General features: G+C 42.0%; 18 protein-coding genes. 11 read left to right on the plus strand and 7 right to left on the minus strand.

Features of this window, described 5'->3' with window-relative positions; genetic code table 11:
- Positions 1 to 78 precede the first annotated feature (78 nt).
- Positions 79 to 846: an RNA polymerase sigma factor SigF gene (locus tag PCC7418_RS04950; RefSeq protein WP_015225074.1), complete on the plus strand. Its 768-nt coding sequence runs from the start codon at positions 79 to 81 to the stop codon at positions 844 to 846.
- 289 nt (positions 847 to 1,135) lie between these two features.
- The gene (locus PCC7418_RS04955; protein WP_015225075.1) at positions 1,136 to 1,858 is read left to right on the plus strand and encodes a hypothetical protein; all 723 of its coding nucleotides are present in this window, start codon (positions 1,136 to 1,138) and stop codon (positions 1,856 to 1,858) included.
- On the opposite strand, the gene frr is transcribed toward PCC7418_RS04955, so the two are convergent.
- Both frr and pyrH read right to left on the minus strand, forming a co-directional pair.
- Entirely contained in the window at positions 1,859 to 2,407 is a 549-nt protein-coding gene (gene frr, locus PCC7418_RS04960) for a ribosome recycling factor (protein WP_015225076.1), read from the minus strand.
- Positions 2,404 to 3,117 (minus strand): UMP kinase, encoded by a 714-nt coding sequence (pyrH, locus tag PCC7418_RS04965; protein ID WP_015225077.1) that lies wholly within the window; start codon positions 3,115 to 3,117, stop codon positions 2,404 to 2,406. The genes frr and pyrH overlap by 4 nt, the downstream gene beginning before the upstream one ends.
- A 354-nt stretch (positions 3,118 to 3,471) precedes the next feature.
- Here pyrH and PCC7418_RS04970 point away from each other — a divergent pair, with 354 nt between their 5' ends.
- Positions 3,472 to 3,999 carry a COP23 domain-containing protein gene (locus tag PCC7418_RS04970; protein ID WP_171814885.1) on the plus strand — a complete coding sequence of 176 codons (528 nt, stop codon included), beginning with the start codon at positions 3,472 to 3,474 and terminating at the stop codon, positions 3,997 to 3,999.
- 84 nt (positions 4,000 to 4,083) lie between these two features.
- A complete protein-coding gene (locus PCC7418_RS04975) occupies positions 4,084 to 4,659 on the plus strand; it encodes a COP23 domain-containing protein (protein WP_171814886.1) in 576 nt (191 codons plus the stop codon).
- A gap of 2 nt (positions 4,660 to 4,661) precedes the next feature.
- Here PCC7418_RS04975 and PCC7418_RS04980 read toward each other — a convergent pair whose 3' ends face one another.
- The gene (locus PCC7418_RS04980) at positions 4,662 to 6,563 is read right to left on the minus strand and encodes a sodium:proton antiporter (protein ID WP_015225080.1); all 1,902 of its coding nucleotides are present in this window, start codon (positions 6,561 to 6,563) and stop codon (positions 4,662 to 4,664) included.
- Between the two features lie 215 nt (positions 6,564 to 6,778).
- Here PCC7418_RS04980 and PCC7418_RS04985 point away from each other — a divergent pair, with 215 nt between their 5' ends.
- Positions 6,779 to 8,398 (plus strand): glycosyltransferase family 39 protein, encoded by a 1,620-nt coding sequence (locus tag PCC7418_RS04985; protein WP_015225081.1) that lies wholly within the window; start codon positions 6,779 to 6,781, stop codon positions 8,396 to 8,398.
- Between the two features lie 71 nt (positions 8,399 to 8,469).
- On the opposite strand, the gene PCC7418_RS04990 is transcribed toward PCC7418_RS04985, so the two are convergent.
- A complete protein-coding gene (locus PCC7418_RS04990) occupies positions 8,470 to 9,591 on the minus strand; it encodes an aminotransferase class V-fold PLP-dependent enzyme (RefSeq protein ID WP_015225082.1) in 1,122 nt (373 codons plus the stop codon).
- 224 nt (positions 9,592 to 9,815) lie between these two features.
- On the opposite strand from PCC7418_RS04990, the gene PCC7418_RS04995 reads away from it, so the two are divergent.
- Positions 9,816 to 11,315, plus strand: a complete 1,500-nt coding sequence (locus tag PCC7418_RS04995; protein ID WP_015225083.1) for a TM0106 family RecB-like putative nuclease — start codon at positions 9,816 to 9,818, stop codon at positions 11,313 to 11,315.
- A 169-nt stretch (positions 11,316 to 11,484) separates the two neighbouring features.
- Complete coding sequence (locus tag PCC7418_RS05000; protein WP_015225084.1) at positions 11,485 to 11,712, plus strand: hypothetical protein; 228 nt, start codon at positions 11,485 to 11,487, stop codon at positions 11,710 to 11,712.
- Between the two features lie 266 nt (positions 11,713 to 11,978).
- On the opposite strand, the gene PCC7418_RS05005 is transcribed toward PCC7418_RS05000, so the two are convergent.
- Together PCC7418_RS05005 and PCC7418_RS05010 are read right to left on the minus strand one after the other, a co-directional pair.
- On the minus strand, positions 11,979 to 13,079 hold the full coding sequence (locus PCC7418_RS05005; protein ID WP_015225085.1) for a class I SAM-dependent methyltransferase: 1,101 nt from the start codon (positions 13,077 to 13,079) through the stop codon (positions 11,979 to 11,981).
- 85 nt (positions 13,080 to 13,164) lie between these two features.
- Positions 13,165 to 13,365: an RNA-binding S4 domain-containing protein gene (locus tag PCC7418_RS05010; RefSeq protein WP_015225086.1), complete on the minus strand. Its 201-nt coding sequence runs from the start codon at positions 13,363 to 13,365 to the stop codon at positions 13,165 to 13,167.
- Positions 13,366 to 13,503: 138 nt separating this feature from the next.
- On the opposite strand from PCC7418_RS05010, the gene PCC7418_RS05015 reads away from it, so the two are divergent.
- From PCC7418_RS05015 to PCC7418_RS05030, 4 genes are all read left to right on the plus strand, one after another.
- On the plus strand, positions 13,504 to 14,832 hold the full coding sequence (locus PCC7418_RS05015; RefSeq protein ID WP_015225087.1) for a DUF2252 domain-containing protein: 1,329 nt from the start codon (positions 13,504 to 13,506) through the stop codon (positions 14,830 to 14,832).
- Positions 14,833 to 15,037: 205 nt separating this feature from the next.
- Positions 15,038 to 16,522, plus strand: coding sequence for a CheR family methyltransferase (locus tag PCC7418_RS19720; RefSeq protein ID WP_015225088.1), 1,485 nt, complete (start codon positions 15,038 to 15,040; stop codon positions 16,520 to 16,522).
- Between the two features lie 318 nt (positions 16,523 to 16,840).
- Positions 16,841 to 18,280, plus strand: coding sequence for a methyl-accepting chemotaxis protein (locus PCC7418_RS05025; protein ID WP_015225089.1), 1,440 nt, complete (start codon positions 16,841 to 16,843; stop codon positions 18,278 to 18,280).
- Positions 18,281 to 18,338: 58 nt separating this feature from the next.
- Positions 18,339 to 19,388, plus strand: a complete 1,050-nt coding sequence (locus tag PCC7418_RS05030) for a chemotaxis protein CheW (RefSeq protein ID WP_015225090.1) — start codon at positions 18,339 to 18,341, stop codon at positions 19,386 to 19,388.
- A gap of 51 nt (positions 19,389 to 19,439) precedes the next feature.
- Here the strand turns inward: PCC7418_RS05030 and PCC7418_RS05035 are convergent, their stop codons facing one another.
- Positions 19,440 to 20,582: a response regulator gene (locus tag PCC7418_RS05035; protein WP_015225091.1), complete on the minus strand. Its 1,143-nt coding sequence runs from the start codon at positions 20,580 to 20,582 to the stop codon at positions 19,440 to 19,442.
- Positions 20,583 to 20,921 lie beyond the last annotated feature (339 nt).

Consider the following 20,921-nt stretch of genomic DNA (forward strand, 5'->3'; position numbering starts at 1 on the left):
GTTCAAATTTCTTAACTTAAAGTGATCTTAAAGCAGTAAAGATATAGTTAGACGCAAAGCACTGGAGTAAAAAAAACGATGTCTTCCTTGACCTCTGGACACCTGAAACAAAATAGCTTGGAGTTACTAAGGATTTACCAAAGTGATCAAAATCCGAAAATTCGGAATCAGATTGTTGAACTGAACATTGGCTTAGTCCGCAAAGAAGCCCATCATTGGGTCAACCAATGCAATGAAAGTTACGAAGATTTAATTCAGGTGGGTTGCATGGGATTAATCCGTGCGATCGAGCGGTTTGAACTGTCAAAAGGGAATGCTTTTAGTTCCTTTGCTATCCCTTACATTCGAGGGGAGATTCAACACTATTTGCGCGATCGCAGCACTTCAGTTAAAATCCCCAGACGCTGGTTAGAACTCAGACAACAGGCGAGCAAAGTGACTTGCCAATTGCGCTCTCAGTTGAAACGTGAGCCCACCGATCACGAAATTGCTCTTCAACTCAATGTTTCCCTAAAAGAATGGCAAGACATCAAACTTGCTGCTAAAAATCGAGAACCCTTGAGTTTAGATATGCCCATGGGTTCAGGAGATGGAGAGGAAAGCACTAGCCTAGGAGAGTTAGTTCCTGATGCTCAGTATCGGAGTTTTCAACTCGCTCAAGAAGACCAAATTCGATTACAACAAGGATTAATTGGACTCGAAGAACGGACGCGAAAAGTTTTAGAGTTTGTTTTCCTTCATGACCTGACTCAAAAAGAGGCAGCGGAGGTTTTAGGAGTGAGTGTAGTTACCGTATCCCGTCGTTTGAAAAAAGGGATTAACCTGCTGAAAAACAAAATGTCATAGAAATCGCCGTCAAATCAATCCTCAGGCTTGGCTTCAGTCTTTAGAATTGGGATAGAAGGGAAGTCACTTGGGCGTTTTAATCCCCCAAAAACGAATAAATTCTAGAAGTTGTGGTAACCTTTTAACAGATCGCTGACCTTAGGAATGCAGGAAATCAAGAGACACTCCGTAATCCCTGAATCTCTCTCGTCAATGATTAAAGTTCACACAAGTTGAGCAAGAAAAAATTAAATCGGGTGGGGCGCATCCAAATTTATACTCAACAGCAACCGAGTCGGAAGAATTAAGTATGAAAAAGCTATTACTGATCCATCTCTTTTTGATTCTAGGATTGCCTTTAAGCAGTTGTCAGTTGCTTCCTTTTGGTACTGAGACCGAACCGACTAATGATGAGGCGAACTCTCCCTCTAATGGGGAAGAACCGACTTCGGAACAAGCCGAAACCGAACAAGAGCAAGAAACCCCAGTCACTGAAGAAGCAACATCACCCACGCGAGGAGTCGCTGGACTGACTCCAGCAACTGATCCTGACGAGTTTATTCAAGCGCGGGGGGTCACTCCTGGTGAAGAGCGCAGTGATCCCTTTAGCCTGTTTCCAGTGCCACCCGATGGAGAAATCCAACTCCAAACTTCTGATACTTCTTCTCCAGACTCCTTACCCAATTTACCGAATCAAGAGACTCCCCCTCCGCCTCCTCCTGAACCTGAGTTAGCAAGGGCGGTGCAAGTCCAAGGGGCGATTCAAGTTGGCGATCAAGTGAGTGTCATTCTTAAAGCTCCCAATGAAGAGACTAGTCGCTACGTTCGTGCAGGACAATTGATTGCGGATAATCAGGTCTTAGTGAAACGTATTAATATTAACCAACAACCCAACCCCACTGTGGTTTTGGAAGAGTTAGGGATTGAACAAGAAGTGATTAAAAGTGTGGAAGAAGGAGTGACAGTTGGAGCTCGGACGAGCCAAGAACAATCTGCTGCACAATTGCCACCCCCACCGCCTCCTTCCATTTAGTTAAACAGTGGTGATGTCTTCTTCTTTGGCTTTTAAGAGTTCATCTACCTTACTGACATACTTATCCGTTAGTTTTTGGATCTTTTCCTGAATATCATGAGCTTCGTCTTCCGACAGTTCATGATTTTTTTCTGCCTTACGGACTTCTTCAATAGCATCGCGACGGATATTGCGAATGGAAACCCGTCCTTCTTCCGCATATTTCCCCGCAATTTTGACCAATTCTTGGCGACGCTCACTGGTCAGAGGGGGAATGTTTAACCGTACCATTTCACCATCATTATTGGGCGTTAAACCCACATCAGACATGGAAATGGCTTTTTCAATTTGTTCTAAACTCCCTTTATCGTAAGGTTGAATGGTGATTGTGGTTGCATCTGGCGTACTGATATTGGCTAGGGATTTGAGTGGGGTTTCCATGCCATAGTATTCGACCATGACGCGATCAAGAACTGAGGCATTTGCCCGTCCCGTGCGTAAACTATTGAAGGACTGTTGTGTCGCATCAATAGACTTTTTCATTTTATTTTCGACATCTGATAATTTCATTTGGGGCCTCCGACCAATGTTCCAACAGTTTCTCCTTGGACAACGCGCATAATGTTTCCGCGTTGTAGAAGATTAAAAACAACAATAGGAATGTTATTATCCCGACACAGCGCGATCGCGCTCCCATCCATCACTCGCAAGTTTTGAGTGAGAACATAGGTATAGGTGAGATGTTCAAATAAACGAGCATCAGGATTGGTGTGGGGATCACTATCATAGACCCCATCCACTTGCGTTGCCTTAAATAAGATTTCCGCATCAATCTCTGCTGCTCGCAGGGCTGCGGTGGTATCCGTGGTAAAAAAGGGATTCCCAGAACCAGCTGCAAAAATAACGACTCGTTTTTTTTCCAAATGTCGAATCGCTCGTCGCCGAATGTAAGGTTCAGCAACTTGTTGCATGGTAATAGCACTTTGGACTCTAGTGGGAATCCCAACTTGTTCTAAGGCATCTTGCAAGGTCAAAGCATTCATCACCGTAGCAATCATGCCAATATAATCAGCCGTTGCTCGATCCATTCCCGCTGATGCTGCTTTCACCCCCCGAAAAATATTGCCTCCACCGACGACAATTGCGATTTCAATGCCAGTTTTCACGATGTCAGCAACTTCTTGAGCAATTTCACTGACCACAGTCGGGTCAATGCCGTATTGTTGGGTGCCCATTAAGGCTTCCCCACTTAATTTTAGTAAAACCCGTTTGTAACTCATCAGACATGATTAGCGCACATTTTTTAATGTAGGCTGATTTCTAGAGTAGTAGTGTCCCGCCGCCACCTAATTGAGGAGGAGGATGAGGAGAACATCCCCACAAAAATCTAACATACCAGTTTTGGGAGCTTTGACCAAGCTAAAAATGATGGCAATGAGGGATCACTCGTTACTACTTTTTTCCTCACCAAGAAGTAATAACACTTAATGTTTAGGGAACTTTTTCGATCTTCTTTTTGATCATAGATTCATAGATAAAGTATGCTACAAACATGGGTCGCAGATTACACCTTCTATGATAGTGAAGCTAAACCTCCTTCCGATTAACCTTCGTATGTTTCCCCCTAAATGATTATGAAACCTCAAGTCTTAGCTATTTTCACTCTGGCTACCCTGACCAGTGCAACTTTGCCCTCTTACGCTCAAGAAATAGATGAAAGAGACGCAACTGGTTCTACTAGTCAAACCCAAAAAATTTTCTATTGTGATACTAGTCAAGAAATACCCCGTACTTTTATGACTGTACAGATAGATTCTGATCAATTAAAACCGCTTCCTATGATTAACTGGTTATCCCAATATTTTGAAAGTGAAGATGAGGCTCTTTCTCTTTGTCACGAAGTGTCTCAAAAACTACAAGGGTTGTATGAGGCTGGGGAATTGAACAGTTTATCCCTAGTGGCTGGAAACGTTGGTGACGAAGCAGTCGTTTTTATTGGAGAAGAAACAGAGACCGATTGTCAGCGCGTTCTCTTTACCTTGGATACTGATGAAGAACCGAAAAAAGCATTTAATCAACTCCTTACTGCTGACTTTAAACCGGCTCGCGTGCGGGGTGATTTCGTGACTCGCCTCGACTTTAGTCTTTTCAATTTGCTGTGACCTTAAGGCTTTCTATAACATTTAGAATTAAATCAAACGATAGGGGTTTCCATCTTCCCCTTACCAACCCAATTGACGATGATTATGAAACCTCAACTCTTGACAGTGTTGACCCTTGGTCTCCTGAGTAGTGCAACTTCTTTGCCAAGTTATGCTCAGGAAATGGATGAGGTCGATCAAACTTCTCCTACAGTTACAACCCAAGAAATGTTTCGGTGTGATGTTAGCCAAGATCCAGCCCGTACTGTTATTACAGGGATGACTAATCCTGAGAATGGGAATCCCGTTACTTTAATGAATTGGTCGGCACAATATTTTCAATCCGAAAATGAAGCTCAGTCTCTGTGTCAAGATGTCTCCCAGCAGTTACAAACTTTATATGAAGCGGGAGAATTGACCAATTTCTCCATGGTCTCAGGTGAGTGGGAGGGAGAAACAGTGGTTTGTCTGAAAGAAGGAGCAGAAGCCAATTGTCAGCGCGATCGCGTTCTGTTTACTCTGGATCCAAGTAACTCAGAAGCGGTTTTATCGGAACTAATTGCTGCGGAATTCAAACCTGCTCCCACCCGTGGCGATTATAAAACTGACCTTGAGGTTAAGTTCACCTTTTTAGATTTGTTGAAAAGTCTTGGCTCTAGCAAAGAAAACCAAGAGTCGTGAATCTAAAGATGATCAGGATTGGCAAGGGGAACTTCCTCCACTTCCGCTAAACGTTCTAATGCTAAGCGGGAAGAAGAATTTCCGCCTGAGAGTCGTTTCAGCAATTTAGGACGTGGATCATGAAGGATGTAAAAAATTTCTTCTCCTGGTTGCCATTCCTGATCCGCTTTTACCACTTGTAAAGCATTTCCCCGTTTCACTAAGAGCGGTAATAATTCTCCTCCCCGAATGAGAGCTTGCAAATGGGCTTGTTGGAAGGAAAAGCCTTCTTCTCGCAACACGGTATGACCGAGCTTAATTTTTCCTTCTTCTACATATTGATTCCAAACTTTAATCGGAATTTCTGACATAAAGGCTTGATTCACCTTCGTTTTATTGGCAGAAGTCCGCGCCTGAGAATTTTTCGGGAACGCTGCAAAGACTCTCGGCGGTTGAAACTCTTCTAAGGCTCTTTGCGCTAACACCAAATTTACTTCTCCATTGTTCGTTGTCGCCAGAAACGTCCCTAGAGATTCAATTCCAGCTTCTTCTAAAACTGTTTCATCCAAACCGCTACTTTGAATCACATTTAAGTTCGCTGCTTCGGCTAACTCACAGGCTTGGAGATCAGTATCAATCATCACCACTGATTCTCCCTCTTGTTGGAACAATTCACCCACTAAACGCCCCAAGGGGTTACAACCAATAATCACCGCTCCTTTTGCCCCTTCTGAGGTGAGATTTAACCATCTTGCCACCCAACGGGCGCTTAAACCTTGAATCACCACCGTCATCATAATCGTTAAGAAGACAATTGCCTTCAAAGAATCTCCCCCTGTAATGCCCCGTTGAGTTAGTAAAATGGCAAAGAGAGAGGCAACAGAGGCAGAAACAATGCCTTTTGGTCCGACCCAACTGACAAATAGTTTTTGTCGCCAGTCGAGGCGACTGCCCAAAGTGCAGACCCAAACACTGAGGGGGCGCACCAGAAACATTAGACATAAAACCGTGAGTACACTTCCCCAACCTAAAGCGAGGATACTAGCCAGAGATAAATCTGCTGCAAGAAGAATAAACAAGACCGAGACACCGAGCATGGTTAATTGTCCCTTGAAGCGTCTGAGCATTCGTTCTTCAGGAACAGACAAAGAGCGCACCACCATTCCCGCTAACACCACCGCCATGAGCCCTGATTCACTGCGAATCATTTGAGATAAACCAAATAAGCCCCACACTCCAGCTAAAACCACCAGATTTTTTAAGTCTTCCGAGAGAAAATCGAGCCGTCGTTTGAGGAGTAAGCCCATTGCAGCGCCACCTACTAAACCAATGGCAATGCCAATACCACCGCGTAACAGGAGTCCATTTAAAACTTCCATTACTCCAGCGTCACTATTAAGAATCGTATCAAGGACAACGACGGCTAAAATTGCCCCAACGGGATCAATGAGCACCCCTTCTCCTTCTAATAAAGTTGCCACTTGTCGATCCACAGCAACTTGTTTTAATAAAGGACTAATGACCGTTGGACCAGTGACAACCACCAGAGAAGCATAAAGAAACGCTAATTGCCAAGGAAATTCCCCCAGCCAGTGCGCTGCCATACTCCCGCCAAATAGGGTAATGCCAGTCCCAATCGTCACCAGGTTACGTAAACTACTTGAAACTTTTCCTAAATCTCTTAATTCGAGGTTGAGACCCCCTTCAAATAAGATAATGGCAACTAAGAGTGCAACAATCACTTCTAAGCCCACACCTAGTTCACTAGGGTGGAGAAGATTGAGTCCATCTGATCCTAAGGCAATGCCGATGAGCAAGAGAAAAACAATGCCTGGGATTTTAAAGGTTTCTCCCAGCACTTGGGCTGTAATTCCTGCACAAACAGCGATTACAATTTGTAGGGTAATGGTAAATGATCCATCCATAAAATCTTTTGGGGAAAAGAGCGGTTAAACAGTGATGAGGAATCGCAATGATCACGTAAAAAATGACAAAACATATCCCCGACATTTTATCATCTAATTTTCCCGCCCTGAGTATAAGCACTTAGTCGATTTAGATCTAGCCTTAAAGAGCAGCTTACGTGAAATGTTAATGGTAATTGTGTTATCTCTAGAAATAATCGTGCTCATATCAGTTTATGGATCGTCAGACTTTTGCGGGGGATGACTCGACCAATCGCATTCGTCATCAAAATGCTTGGACAGAACGCTTGCTTGTGGTTGCTCTTTTGGCAGCAGGGTTATTAGTGTTTACTATTAATTTGGGTGGGGTAGCGCTGCGAGATTGGGATGAAGGAACAGTAGCGCAAGTAGCGCGAGAGATTCTACAAGCTCCAGAAAATAGTAATCGTTGGTTATTTCCGACCCTTTGGGAACAACCTTATCTCAATAAACCGCCCTTAATTCATGATCTGATCGCGCTCTGTTATCGGTGGGGTGGTGTGAATGAAACAACCGCTCGCCTCCCCTCAGCATTATTAATGGCGGTTTCTGTTCCTTTTGCTTATGGCTTGGGGAAAGAACTCTTTTTGATGCGTCAACCGGCTCTATTTTCAGCACTGATTTATTTAACTACCTTGCCTTTAGTACGTCATGGACGGTTAGCCATGCTTGATGGGGCAGTGGTTTGTTTTACAATTGTCTTGATGTGGTCTGTGCTGCGATCGCGCCGAGATTTACGCTGGTGTTTAGCCATTGGCATTAGTTTAAGCCTCATTGGACTCACTAAGGGAATCATTGCACTTCTATTAGGGGGAATTGCTTTTGGATTTATCGCTTGGGATACCCCTCGTTTATTTCGCAGTTTCTATTTTTGGGGCGGACTCCTCCTTGGTGGTTTACCTGTGCTGAGTTGGTATGCCTTGCAAGGGGTTCATTATCATGGTGCATTTTTAGAAACAGCCGTTGTCTCCCAATCTTTCAGCCGTTTTTGGCGTACTGTCGAGAATAACGGTGGTCCTCCTTGGTACTATCTGCAACGATTACTGCACTTTCTCCCTTGGGTCATTTTTGCTCTTTCGGGACTTCATTTGGCATGGCACAATAAAATCTGGAGTTGGTCAAAACTAGTTTTAGTCTGGAGTGGGGTTTATTTTCTCGTCATTACTGTGATGAGCACCAAACTTCCTTGGTATATCCTACCGCTTTATCCAGCGTTAGCCTTAGCAGGGGGGAAAATGTTGACGGAAATTTTCCGTTCTCCTCGCGAAGCTCCCTATCCTCGGGATTGGGGAATTTTACTCCTTTTTTTAGGGGGAGTTAGTTTAGCAGCCAGTGTCTATTTTGGAGTCAGTGAGGAAGGAAATACAGAATTAGTCATTATTACTTTAGCAGTTGCCCTGACAACAGGCATGAGTGGTGCTTTAGTGTTACGGCGCAATCCCCAATTTATAAATATTTTGACGTGGGGAATGTATGTCTCATTACTCTTATTTTTCAGTTCATCTCAGTGGCTGTGGGAATTAAATGAAGCCTACCCCGTTAAACCTGTGGCGATGTTGATTCGTGATCAAGTTCCTGAGAATGCCCCGATTTATACGTCTTTTGACTATGAACGTCCCTCGCTCAACTTTTATGCTCAAAAGCGTGTTTTACCCGCGAAACTAGAGGACTTAAAATATTATTGGGAAAAGGATGCAGGCACTTATTTATTAGTTGATCCAGAGACTCTACAAAAATTATCTTTTAGGGAGGAGTCAAGAGAGCATTATCAAGCTCCTCCTCATTGGCATTTAATTAGCCATCAAAAGCTGAATTAATTTGATTTCTTTAGGCTCTAGCAAGGGTCTTGTTAAGTTACGACTCAAGCTAACCCAACCTAAGCGCTAGGTTACAGTTTTTCTTTGATCGTGGTGACTAATGCGTCGATTTCTTCTTCTGTGGTGAAATAATGGACGCAAGCACGGATGCAGTCTGGATCAGCAAGTGTTCGTAATAAAAATCCCGCCTCTTCTAATTCTGTGACAAAAGATTGGTGAGAAATATGATCTAACTGAAACGAAACTAAACCGGCTTCTGGGGGAGAAGTGCGTAAACAGTTGAGTTGGGATAGACTAGAAAGGCGTTCCCAAAGGATTGCGCTGAGTTGACAAATTTTTTGATAGCGTTCGGTTGGGGTTCCCCATTGATTATGTTGCGCGATCGCGCTAGTTAATCCCATATACTGCGGATAAGCAGATGTCGCCACCTCAAACTTCCGTCCATCTTCTTTGTAACTGACAGGCTTTCCTTGACTATCTGTATTAATCCCACGCCAACCGATAAACGTCGGACGCAGTTCGCCAAAACTCTGCGGAGAAATATACAACCCACCGACACCCGCAGGGCCACATAACCATTTATGTCCCGTAAAGGCATAAAAATCAACCCCTGTCTCTGGTAAGTTTAAGGGGAGTGACCCCACCGATTGCGCTGCATCAACTAAAACAAAAATCCCTTTTTCATGACAAGCACGAGTAATCTCTTGGAGAGGAAGCACTTGTCCTGTATTCCACAACAAATGAGATAAAACGACCAATTTTGTCTTCTCTCGCCAATGGTCTTGAATAACCGCCGTTGGATCGCCTTCATTCAGGGTTTCCATAATCGGACAAAAAGAATACTTAATTCCGAAACGATCGGCTAATTCCTGAACGGTTGCAATAATCCCTGGATGTTCGCAGTCCGTGAGGAGAATATGATCATCTTGCTGCCATTTCAGTCCCCATAACGCTATATTACAGCCAACAGTGACATTTTCTGTCAGAGTAATCGTTTCTGGTGTCGTTCCCACTTCTTCCGCGATGGCTTGACGGGTTTTTGCACTTTCTTCCTGTAACCAACTATTGACACGCTGAGAAAAAGGACCTTCGGATCTAATTCTGTCATATCCTTGCGCGATCGCGCTCCATGTCTGTTCCGATAATGGCCCCTGTCCACCAAAGTTAAAATAGCCTTGTTGAGTCCAACCCATTTTTTCTGTTCAAGCATTTTCCTTTCTTAGCCTAACCGTTCCTTGCCTTAAGATCAAAGCGAGAATGATAACGAGTTACCAAGAGGGGGAGAAGTCTAACTTGATCGATAGAGACAGGGAGAAGGAATGACTAATGACCAATAACAAAGAACAAATAACAAAGAACTAATAACGAATAACAAAGAACGAATAACAAACAACAAATAACAAAGAACTAATAACGAATGCTAATCAGTGATGTTGTCCTTTTAGACTATAAACGTTGTAACCGACGACCATTTTTAAACTTTTATGGAGATTCTAGCCAGCAAGACGCACAACGAGAGTTTCTCCTCAAACTACGAGAAGAAAACAGAAAACAAGTATTAGAAATCCTTGGGAATACGCCTTATCATCAACCTGAAACATCGGTGGAATACTGGGAAGAGAGTGGAAAAGAAACCCTCACTCTCATGGAACAAGGAGTAGAGTGTATTTTAAATGGAGTCTTGTGGCAAACTGGTTTAGCGGGTTGGGATCTGCCGTTTTCAGGATTAAAAACAGTTACTTTATTAGCCTCTCCTAGTTTATTAGTTAAACAACCTGGATCGTCTATTTTTGGCGATTGGCAATATGAAGCGGTGAGTATTAGGTTAGGTCGCCGTCCGAAACCAGAATATAAATTAGTATCCGCTTTTCAAGCCAAATTACTCGCTCTGATTCAAGGCAGTGAGTTAGTCAATCCTCGTTTAATGGTTAAATCTGGCAGTGAATACAATATTAATCTTAGCACTTGGATAGAGCGAATGGAAGAGGTGCTAGTCGCCATTTTAGAAATGCTGCTTTTTCAACAAGAGCCTGAAGTTTTTATCTCCAGACAACGCTGTAATTTATGCCAATGGCAGACTTTTTGTTATAACATTGCTCAAGACCAAGAACATCTTTCTTTACTGCCAGGAGTCACTCCCAGTCGTTACGAAGTGCTGCAAAAATTGGGGTTAACGAACTTAGAAAAACTTGCCCAAGGAGATAGTTTTTTACTCGCGCAAGAACTGGGAAAAGAAATTGCTTTTGACTTAAAAAAACAAGCCCTAGCAACATTCTATCAAAAACCGTTATTAAAATTAGGGTCTCCCGCGTCAGTTTTAGAAACAATTCCTAGTGCAAGGCGAGAAATTTACTTTGATATTGAAGCCGAACCTGAACGAAATTTAGATTATCTCTTAGGGGTTTTAATTGTGGATTATCAAGATAAAACCGAAACATTTTATCCTCTGATTGCAGAAACGCCAGAACAAGAAGCAGAAATCTGGGAACAGTTTTTAGACTTGGTTTTCCTTGATCCCCAAGCACCAATCTTCCATTACTCTAAATATGAAGCAGAAACAATTCGCCGATTAGCGGGACTTTATCGGACTTCACGAAAACAAGAGCAGTTACTCTTAAAACGATTAGTTGATCTCCATGATCGGGTAACGCGGTTTCTGATTCTTCCCACTGAGAATTATTCCCTAAAAACGATCGCGCAGTGGTTAGGGTTTCAATGGCGAGAAACAGGGGTCAGTGGTGAACAATGTGTCTGTTGGTATGATCAATGGTTAAAAACGCGCGATCGCGCTTTATTAGATACGATTATTCGCTATAACGAAGATGATTGTCGGGCTACCTATGAACTCAAATCTTGGCTAGTCAAGTTTCTATCTTTTCATGATCCGAAAACTGAGCAACTCTTGCATCAAATCTAGTTAATATGAATATTTATAAATATTTCTGAATAAATAAGAATCTCGTTACAAGGATTACCAATTTGTCATCAAAAATAATGTTAAATTAAAAATTAAGCAGGGCGTTGGCTGGCACTCAAACCAACACGCTTTGACTCAACGTTGTCCACTGAGCCAAAGGTAATTTACTATGACACTGCCGATTCTTCCATTAGCACTCCTCATTGTTGCTCTTGTGAGCATTTGGAACTATCAACGCACTGCAAATGATATTTATCGGGTTCTCTCTGCTATGATTGCGGTAATTTGTTTAATCTGGGGTTTCGCGATCGCGCATTGGTCAGTTCATTTATTAAGTCTGCTTCTTCTCTATCAATTCAGAACCGTTTCTTTCAATCGCGTTGATTCGGGGAAATAGTTATTAGTCATTAGTCATTAGTCATTAGTCATTAGTCATTAGTCATTAGTCATTAGTCATTAGTCATTGGGTGGTGATACCATTTTGGAAAAATCAAGTTACAGTTGATCCCCCCTTCGCCCCCCTTAATAAGGGGGGTTGGGGGGATCGGTATGTAGCACCAGTTTATCGAAATGGTATTATTAGTCATTAGTCATTAGTCATTGGGAAGAGGGAATTTTAGCCTAGTCTCTACTTCACACCCTCTCCCAAACTCCCCGTCTTTGTTATTGATCACCAGCAGTTTTTTGTGCAATCCAATATTTACTCGCAAAATGACTTTGCACATCGGTGACAGTGAATCCTGCATCACTTAATCTTTCCCCTAAATCATCATAAATATAACTTTTGTAATAGGGTTCATGGAACTTCCTTGGAAAATCTTCCATCATTGGCAATAACTCAGGATGATCAATGGCTTGAATCGAATCACAAATGACAAAGATTCCTCCCGACTTTAAAACGCGAAACACTTCATTAATGACATTTTGACGCGCTTTTGGTGGTAATTCATGGAAAGTAAAAACACAACTAATCCCATGAAAATATTGATCGGAATAAGGTAAGATTTCTGCATTTCCTTGCATTAATTGAGGTAATTCTCCCGAAAGTTCAGAAAGAAGTTGATTTGCTTTCCGCAGATAATTGGGAGACAGATCAATTCCGTGTAAAGAAACTTTCGGTAACATTCCTCTTAAAAGACGAAGGGTGCGCCCTGTCCCACAAGCAACATCTAAAACTTTTGTTTCTTTAGAATGAATAGATGTTAATGCTTGTAATCCATTTTTGAAAGGGGCTAAGATTCGTCTCCGCATCGCATCCGCACCGCCATTAAACAGTAATTCTACTTGCAAATCGTAGAGATTGGCGGATAAATCGCTGAGGTAGCCATCAGTTTGATAATGAAAGTTTTGCAGATAGTAACTGGGATAACCTTCGGTATCAATGTCAGAAGAAAACTCTTGATACCGTCGGTTTTGTAGCCGATCGCGCATTCCCATTAAATCCAGCCAAACCAAAGGATAATAAGCAACAAAGTCATCCCAAGGGTGATCAAAGAGTAAAGCAGTGGGATAAACCCCTTGTTCGGCTTCTTCCCAGTCTATGGCTAAAAGTTCATCGCGACGTTGTTTCATTCGCTTTACAACCTCAGAGGGTAAACTGGGAATATCCTTAAATCTCGGGGCGATTAATTGAGTGAAAGAATAACTCACCTCTTTATGAGTCAGTGCGAAGAGACTTTTACTGTTTTGAACGGTTTGGTAAGCGACTTTCGCCAACGGTTGTAGCGCCTGATCCAATTGGTTGAAGGAGACAAGAGAATCCATAATCTGTTTGTGAACGTTATTGTATCGTTTTATTAAGATTGCTGAGAACGATTATAGCGAACTCGAATTGTTCCTAGCATTCTGTTCATTTTTCGGTCAAATCAACGACATAAGTTTCCCCAAAAACGGTCACGCGATCGCCGTTAACTAACTTTCTTCCGCGACGGGTTTCGATTTCATCATTCACTAACACTTCTTCATCCCAGATCATCATTTTCGCTTCCCCTCCTGTTTGTGCAACGCATTGATATTTCAAAAATTGATCAAGTTTGATGGTTTCGCTCATGTTGTACAATAGAGAAATTTTCTATCTTCTAAGATACACCCTGAATCGCTATGACTGTTTGTTGTTATTGGAGTAATTTCTAAGCAACGAAGAACAAAAGCAAATCAGTTCGTTCAACCGACTTTCCCAAACTACGCTATGTCTTATAAAGCCATTAATCTCCACAACCGTCAACATACAATTCTCAGCGCGATCGCGCAGACCAATCAATCTTTACTTGATGTTTATCGCCAAGCAAAATATGAAAAAATGGCTGAGTCTCCCTATAGTTTTTTACGGGGAACCAATCATTTATTTTGGGAAGATATTTATAACGATTGGCGTTTAAGTTTATTTGGCGGAAATGCGGACACCCACACTTGGTTACAAGGAGATGCACATTTATATAATTTTGGGGCGTTTGCCAATTACTATTATGAAGTCATTTATGGGTTTGATGATTTTGATGATGCGATTGTCGGGGACTATCAATATGATTTATGGCGTTTAGTGATTAGTTTAGTTTTAGACTGTCGAGAAAATGGTCATTTTCACTCGAAAAAAATTACAAAAGCGGTGAAAAAGTTAGGGAAAGCCTATATGGCAACGATTCTTAATGATCGCCATAATCCCGCCATTAAAGAAATTCACTTTACCAAAGAAAATACTGACGGAAAATTAAAAAAGTTTCTGAAGAAAGTGCAGAAAAAAGAAACCCGTCACAAAATGTTAGAAAAATGGACAACTTTCGATGAAAATAATAAGCGGGTGTTCAATAAAGAAGCAGAAAAGTTATCGCCTTTAAGCGATCAAGAATGGGAGATGATTGTTTCTGCATTTCCACAATATCGAGAAACCCTCACGGGAGAGATTCCTGCTGATGATGACCGCTATTTTAAGATTAAAGATATTGCTCAACGGTTGTGGGCGGGAACAGGGTCATTGGGGACACCCCGTTACTACATTTTAATTGAAGGAGATGCGCTCACGGCTCATGATGACATTATTCTCGATGTGAAACGACAAGAAACCCCCGCAGCGTATGATCAAATGAAGGAAGAAGAACGGAAAGCCTATCATAGTGTATTTTCTCATGAAGGGGATCGTCATGCCCAAGCCTTTCGCGCGATCGCGGAACACCCCGATCAATATCTAGGCTGGATGGAACTCCCCAATGGCGTGTATTCCGTTCGGGAACGATCTCCATTTAAAGAAGATTTTCCCACGGACAAGTTAGACAAAAGCAAAGATTTGTATGAAGTTGCTGAACAATGGGGCATTATTCTCGCCACAGAACATAAACGCGGGGGATATGCCCTGAATCAGAGTTATCTCTTTGAAGATGCCATGGAAGCCAAGATTTTGGGCAGAGAGAAGACATTTATTCACTTTTTAGTGGATGTTGCGTTTCAATATGCCGATTGTGTCGAGCAAGATTACAATACTTTTTTGGCTTATCTCAATGAAGAAATAGAGTTAGCTGCTTAATATTAAGTCATTTAAATTGCAATTTTGTTAGACTTCTTCATAGATCTTCACTCATCTTTCAATATCTTCATGACTCAAATCTTTTAAGAACTGTTATTTTAAGAAATAGGGATAGTTGATCAAAACTTGAAATCTCAAGCCTTAGAGAAACCTCAGAAAGCAGCGATGATCACAGGTTTTGATTAAAATCAAGGTGAGTGAAGAGATGAAAGATAAAATTGATTCGGATCTCAATCGCAAATTTATCCGTTTAATTGAGCAAAAAACGGGGCTTAGAATTCGAGAACAATCTCAGGATGACCTACAGAGTGCAATCCTGACGCGCAGGAAAGCCCTGAAACTGCAATCTCCACAGGCTTATTATCAACTGTTAGCTGCACCCACCTCTGATAGTGCATCAGAATGGCAAAAACTTATTCCTAGCCTCACGAATTTAGAAAGCCACTTCTTTCGGGATCAAGGACAATTTCAGCTTCTGAGAGATAAGATTTTTCCAGAGTTAATTCAGCGCAATCGAGGTCATAAAACCTTACGCATTTGTAGTGCTGGTTGTTCCACAGGGGAAGAACCCTATTCTCTGGCGATTACCTTACGAGAACTGATTCGAGACTGGGAAAATTGGGATATTACGATTTTAGGGGTTGATATTAATCCCATGGCGCTGGAAAAAGCCAAAGCTGGGGTTTACGGTCAATGGTCATTTCGACGGGTAGAACCATACATTCAAAGACATTACTTTCAAACCAGTGGGGATAAGTTTCATCTCTCTCCTCTGATCCGAGATTTGGTTCGGTTTCGACAAGTCAATCTTTATCGCGATTCCTTTCCCACGGAAACTTCCCCATTACAAGCGATGGATTTAATTGTCTGTCGGAATGTGTTTATTTATTTTGACCCCAAAGTTGTTGCTCAGATTTTAAATAAGTTTTATCAGGTTCTCAAGCCAGAGGGCTATTTACTCACAGGTCATGCTGAACTCTCTGGGTTAGACTTAAGCCAGTTTAAAGCCCAAGTCTTTCCAGAATCATTGATTTATCAACGTCCCATGCAGTCAAGTTCTGCTGCTGTGACTGCCAAGATTATACCGCAACCTGTTTACACGCCTGCTTTTACCCCGACACCTATTCCCCCACCTCAGCAGCCCCCTCAACCCGTTGCGAAAAAGGTTTCTTCTCCCCTGTCGAAACCTAAGACGGCTAAAAAACAAGATGTTAAAACGTTATTGATCGCAGCAGAAACAGCTTATGGACAGAAGAATTATGATGAGGCAATTCATCAACTGCAAACCTTATTAAAAGATGACTCTCGCAACTTTTCCGCCCATCATCTTCTCGCGCAAATCTATGCGAATGTTGGTCAATATGCCGAAGCAAAACAATGTTGTCAGGAAGCCTTGACGATTCAAGAATTCGCGATCGCGCCCTACTATATTCTTGCCAAAATTGCCGAAGAAGAAGACGACCTCGAACAAGCAAAACAACTGTATAAACGGATTATCTACCTCGATCAAAATTCGTTTACCGCTTATTTAGAACTGAGTCATATTTATCACCTGCAAGGAGATCAAACCCGAAGAGAAAAAATGAAAGCATCCGCAATAAAACTTTTGCAGCGATCGCCTAAAGAGCAAAAAATTCCCGAATTAAACAATATTACAGTTGCGGAAGTGCTAGAAGAAATGGCAATTTAAAGGTTTTTGGTTCTTAGTTCTTCGACAACTTCAGAACTTTGTAAAAACTAGCTCAACATGACTTACTAACGGGGGTTGGGGGGAGGATCTACGGCTCGTCTTTCAGCCTAAGTTGTGTAGCATTAGTCAATCGAAATAGTATAACTATTTGTAATCAGAAATAACACTGATTTTTCAAAAATAAGAGTTAATAAAAAGTAATCTACAAAACTTAATTAAATAAGTCGAAGAGAAACAAAGAGAGATATAGTTGAAAGTGACCGATGAGGTCATCCTCAAAAGCAAGAAAAAGGGGGAGAGATGGCAAACTCAAAAAATATGAAAGTTAGATATTTAATTGGTCTCGGCTATTGCGTACCTGTTGCTCTTTCTGTATTGAGTGCAGGGATTGTTGGGTTTAATGTCAATACCGTTAAAAATGAGCAACAAAAATTAGATACAGGCGTTAAAATCGAACGGGAAATTGCTGACTTACACCGTCAAATTGAAATTTTCTCGAAAACGACGCGCGGGTATTTAATGGAGCCGACTCCGAGTACCCTCGCTGATATCCGAGATGTTCAAAATGAGATTGAATCTCATCTGACTGAGTTAGATGGTTTAATTCGCTTCGATGAACAAAGACAAAACTTACAAGAAGCGGAAGAAGCCTTTGCAGCACTGAAAACGCTTAACTTAGAACTGATTCGTATTGCCCAAACTCAAGGCTCAGAAGCAGGAATTACTGCTTGGAAAACTCAAGATGGATTCGCTGAAGCACAAGCGGTGGCGCAAGTTTTAAATGACTTGGAAGATCAAGAACACGAAATTGTTAATGGTAGCGCTGAAACAACAGATGCAGCCGTTAATAGTTTACTGACAATGGTGATTGGTTCAACCTTCCTTGCTGTCTTACTTTCAGCAGGATTTGGCGTTTGGATTATTTCTCGCATTGCCACTCGCATTCAAGACGCAGCCAATACTATCGCCTCTTCTTCCAGTGAAATTGCCACCACCATTGAAGAAGAAGACCGCACCGCCAGCCAACAAGCTGCTTCTGTCAATGAAACCACAACGACCATGAACCAACTCGGTTCATCAGCCCGTCAATCCACTGAACAAGCCGAAGCTGCTGCTAATGCTGCTCAACAAGCCCTCGAAGCTGCCGAAGGCGGAAATCAAGCCGTCGAAGAAACCCTGAGCAGTATGTCCACCTTAAAACAAAAAGTGGGCGCGATCGCGGAACAAATCTTACAACTGAGCGAACAAACCAACCAAATTGGCAGCATTTCCCAGTTAGTGTCGGATTTAGCCAATCAAACCAATATGTTAGCCTTAAATGCCTCTGTAGAAGCCGTCCGCGCAGGGGAACATGGGAAAGGCTTTGCTGTCGTTGCAGGAGAAATTCGCAAACTGGCGGATCAAAGTAAACAATCTGCCGAAAAAATTGGCGGTTTAGTCGCAGAAATTCAAAACGCCATTAACTCCACTGTCATGGTCACTGACGAAGGCACAAAAACCGTTGATTCAGGAATGGAAATCACCGAGAAAACGGCTGAATCCTTTAACCACATTACAGAAGCGGTTAATAATGTGGTGATGAATAACCAACAAATTTCTCTCAATATTCATCAACAAGCCAGTGGCATTCAACAAGTGTTAGAAGCCATGAATACCCTCAACCAAGGGGCAAAAGAAACAGCAGCAGGAATCAGTCAAACTCGCGCTGGCACCGAACAACTCAACACAGTAACCCAAGACCTGAAACACTTGGTCTAGATCGAGAAAGGTTAGAGGGCGACCCGTTCGCCCTTACGCTGACTCATCAGGAGGAATTATGCAAAAACATCCTTATCTCAGCTTTACCCTGAATCATACCCTCTACGGACTCGATGCCCTAGTTGTCGAAGAAATATTTTCCTTACCCGAACTAACCCCCATTCCAGAAGCCCCTCGCGATATTGTTGGTATTGTGAATGTCCGAGGGGAGATTCTCCCTGTGATGGACATGAATTTGCGTTTTGGCTATCAAAGTCCCGATTATCATCTCAGTGACAGTGTGGTCGTTTTACGCTGGGAAGACTCACGGGTGGGATTAATCGTGAATAATGTCCATGAAGTGAAACACTTTCACCCTGACCAAATTACCAATGATCTGTCCCATGGACGCGCTTTAGCGGGAAGTATCCGTCGGAAATTTGTCACAGGAATTGCCCGTAGCGAAGAAGATTTACTGGTCTTGCTCGATGCAGCAAACCTCATTCGCTATGTGGAAAATCAAGATTTACCCGACAGCGAAGACGAAGAAGACTTCTTGCAACCCGAAGCAGGATTAGTCGAACAAAGAGTCTTTTGTCCTAATGCTACGGAAGAAGAAAGGCAAGTCTTTCGGGAACGGGCGGAAAATTTACGCGCCAGCATTGAAGAAGAGGAGAAAAAAGGCTTTAAACCCCTCTCGGTCATGGTCTTAGATGATGAATTTTTTGGGATTGACTTAAAGGTTGTCCGTGAGTTTGCACGAATTAATAATGTCACCCCAGTTCCCTGTTCTCCCCCGCATATTATCGGCAATATGAACTTGCGAGGTGAAATTCTCACCCTCGTTGATTTATGTGGCTTATTCAACCTTCCGCAAGTGCAGTGGGATAACGAGAGTTACGCCATTGTTGTGGAAGTGGAAGAGATTGTCGTTGGTGTTGCGGTCGCTTCCGTTTATGATGTGATGTTCCTTGATCCGAATGAAATCACTACTGTTCCCACAGCAATTCATGCGATTGACGATGAATATCTACAAGGGGCAGCCCCTTACCATAATAAAATGATGAGCATTCTCGATTTGCGTAAAATTCTCTTAAGTAGTGGGTTAGTGGTTGATCAAGCGGTTTAATTTCATGCTAGTTTTCCCTCTCCCAAGGGGGAGGGGGTGAGAGATATCACTTTAACTATGATTGGTATATTGTTGTACTACTTCAATCACTCTTCCGGGTTTGGGCGGTTTTCCTAAAAAGTCCGTTGCTCCTGCCATTTTTGCCCGTGCGCGATCGATTGCTCCACTTTGAGCGGTCAAGATAATAATCGGGGTCTCTTGAAACGACTCTGTTTCCCGCAAAAACTTGCAGACGCTGTAACCATTTACATTCGGCATCATTAAGTCTAAGAAAATGAGATCAGGTTGTTGATCAACTAAGTCGGAAAAACCGTGCATTGGCTCAGTAATTGTAATAATATCATACCCTAAAGGAGCAAGCAGTTTTTTCATACTATGAGCAACAATCGGACTATCATCAATACAAGCAATTAATCCTTTTTTCTGCTTTGAGGAATCGTTCGCTTGATTCGGATCTTGAGCAATAGAAATAAAACTAGGAACTGCTAAGTCCGCAACTTCTCGAAATTCAATTAACTGCTTTTCTTTGAATTTAATCAATGCTTTTGTCACATCGAGAAGAGATTTATTGAGAGCAATAGACAGATCCCAAAGCGTAAACTTCCCATTGAGATATTTGCCAAGACCACTATTATTTTTGAGTTGTGCGTTTGGCGCTAAGGTGGGAACTAAACTGCCATTAAATTCCGCTAAATTATTATCAACCCAAGACTGTTGTTTTTCAGAAACGGTTTCAATCAGACCTTCAATTTCTAAACCCGATAAAGCTAACCCTAACGAAAGTCCAGACTCGCCTTCTCCTCGTGTTTCCCATTCTGTAATTATTTCTTCTTGACTGACTAAATCAAAGAGAAATTCTTCAGCAACATTCGTAATCGCAGTTTTCGCTTGTCCAACATTGAGACGCTTTTTACTAATGCCTTGATAGAGTAATTGATATTCCCAAGGTTGGTCTGGAGAGCAATTTAGTTCTTCTGCGGGCCAATTAATATCCAGTTGGCGACAAACTCGGCTAAAGCGACGCACTGGGCGCAATTCGTCTTTTATGTAAAGTAAGCGACCGTGTAGCAAAAACACTTTGCCGAGTAAAATTTCATGGTTGCGGATTGTGAGATTGCCAGTTGCTTTTTCTTGAGAATATTCATTGATTTTGTTGCGAAGTGTCTCAAGAGGATAGGTGGTGATAGTGACCATAAGATTTGGATCCTTTTTACAGCAGCATGATTTCTTCTGAGAAAATCAAATCAAAAGGTGCAAGATACCTTTATTTTTAAGTTTAAGTAAAGGAGAATTAGCAGTTGAGTAATATTTACAAAAGTTATTATGATTAAAAGTGCTTCAAGGATATTCCAGCATAATTTTAAAATATTGTAAGAAAAGGCAAAAATTTGATCGTAAGTGGGAATCTAGCGATAAAATTAAACCAGAAACCTTGAGAAAGAAAAATTTGTTATTAACTGTTGACCTAAATTATTAATAACAAGATATAAGAGTTTTTACGGATATAAGATTCATAAAAGCAATCAAGGTTTC

It is taken from the genome of Halothece sp. PCC 7418 (assembly GCF_000317635.1).
Lineage (GTDB): Bacteria > Cyanobacteriota > Cyanobacteriia > Cyanobacteriales > Rubidibacteraceae > Halothece.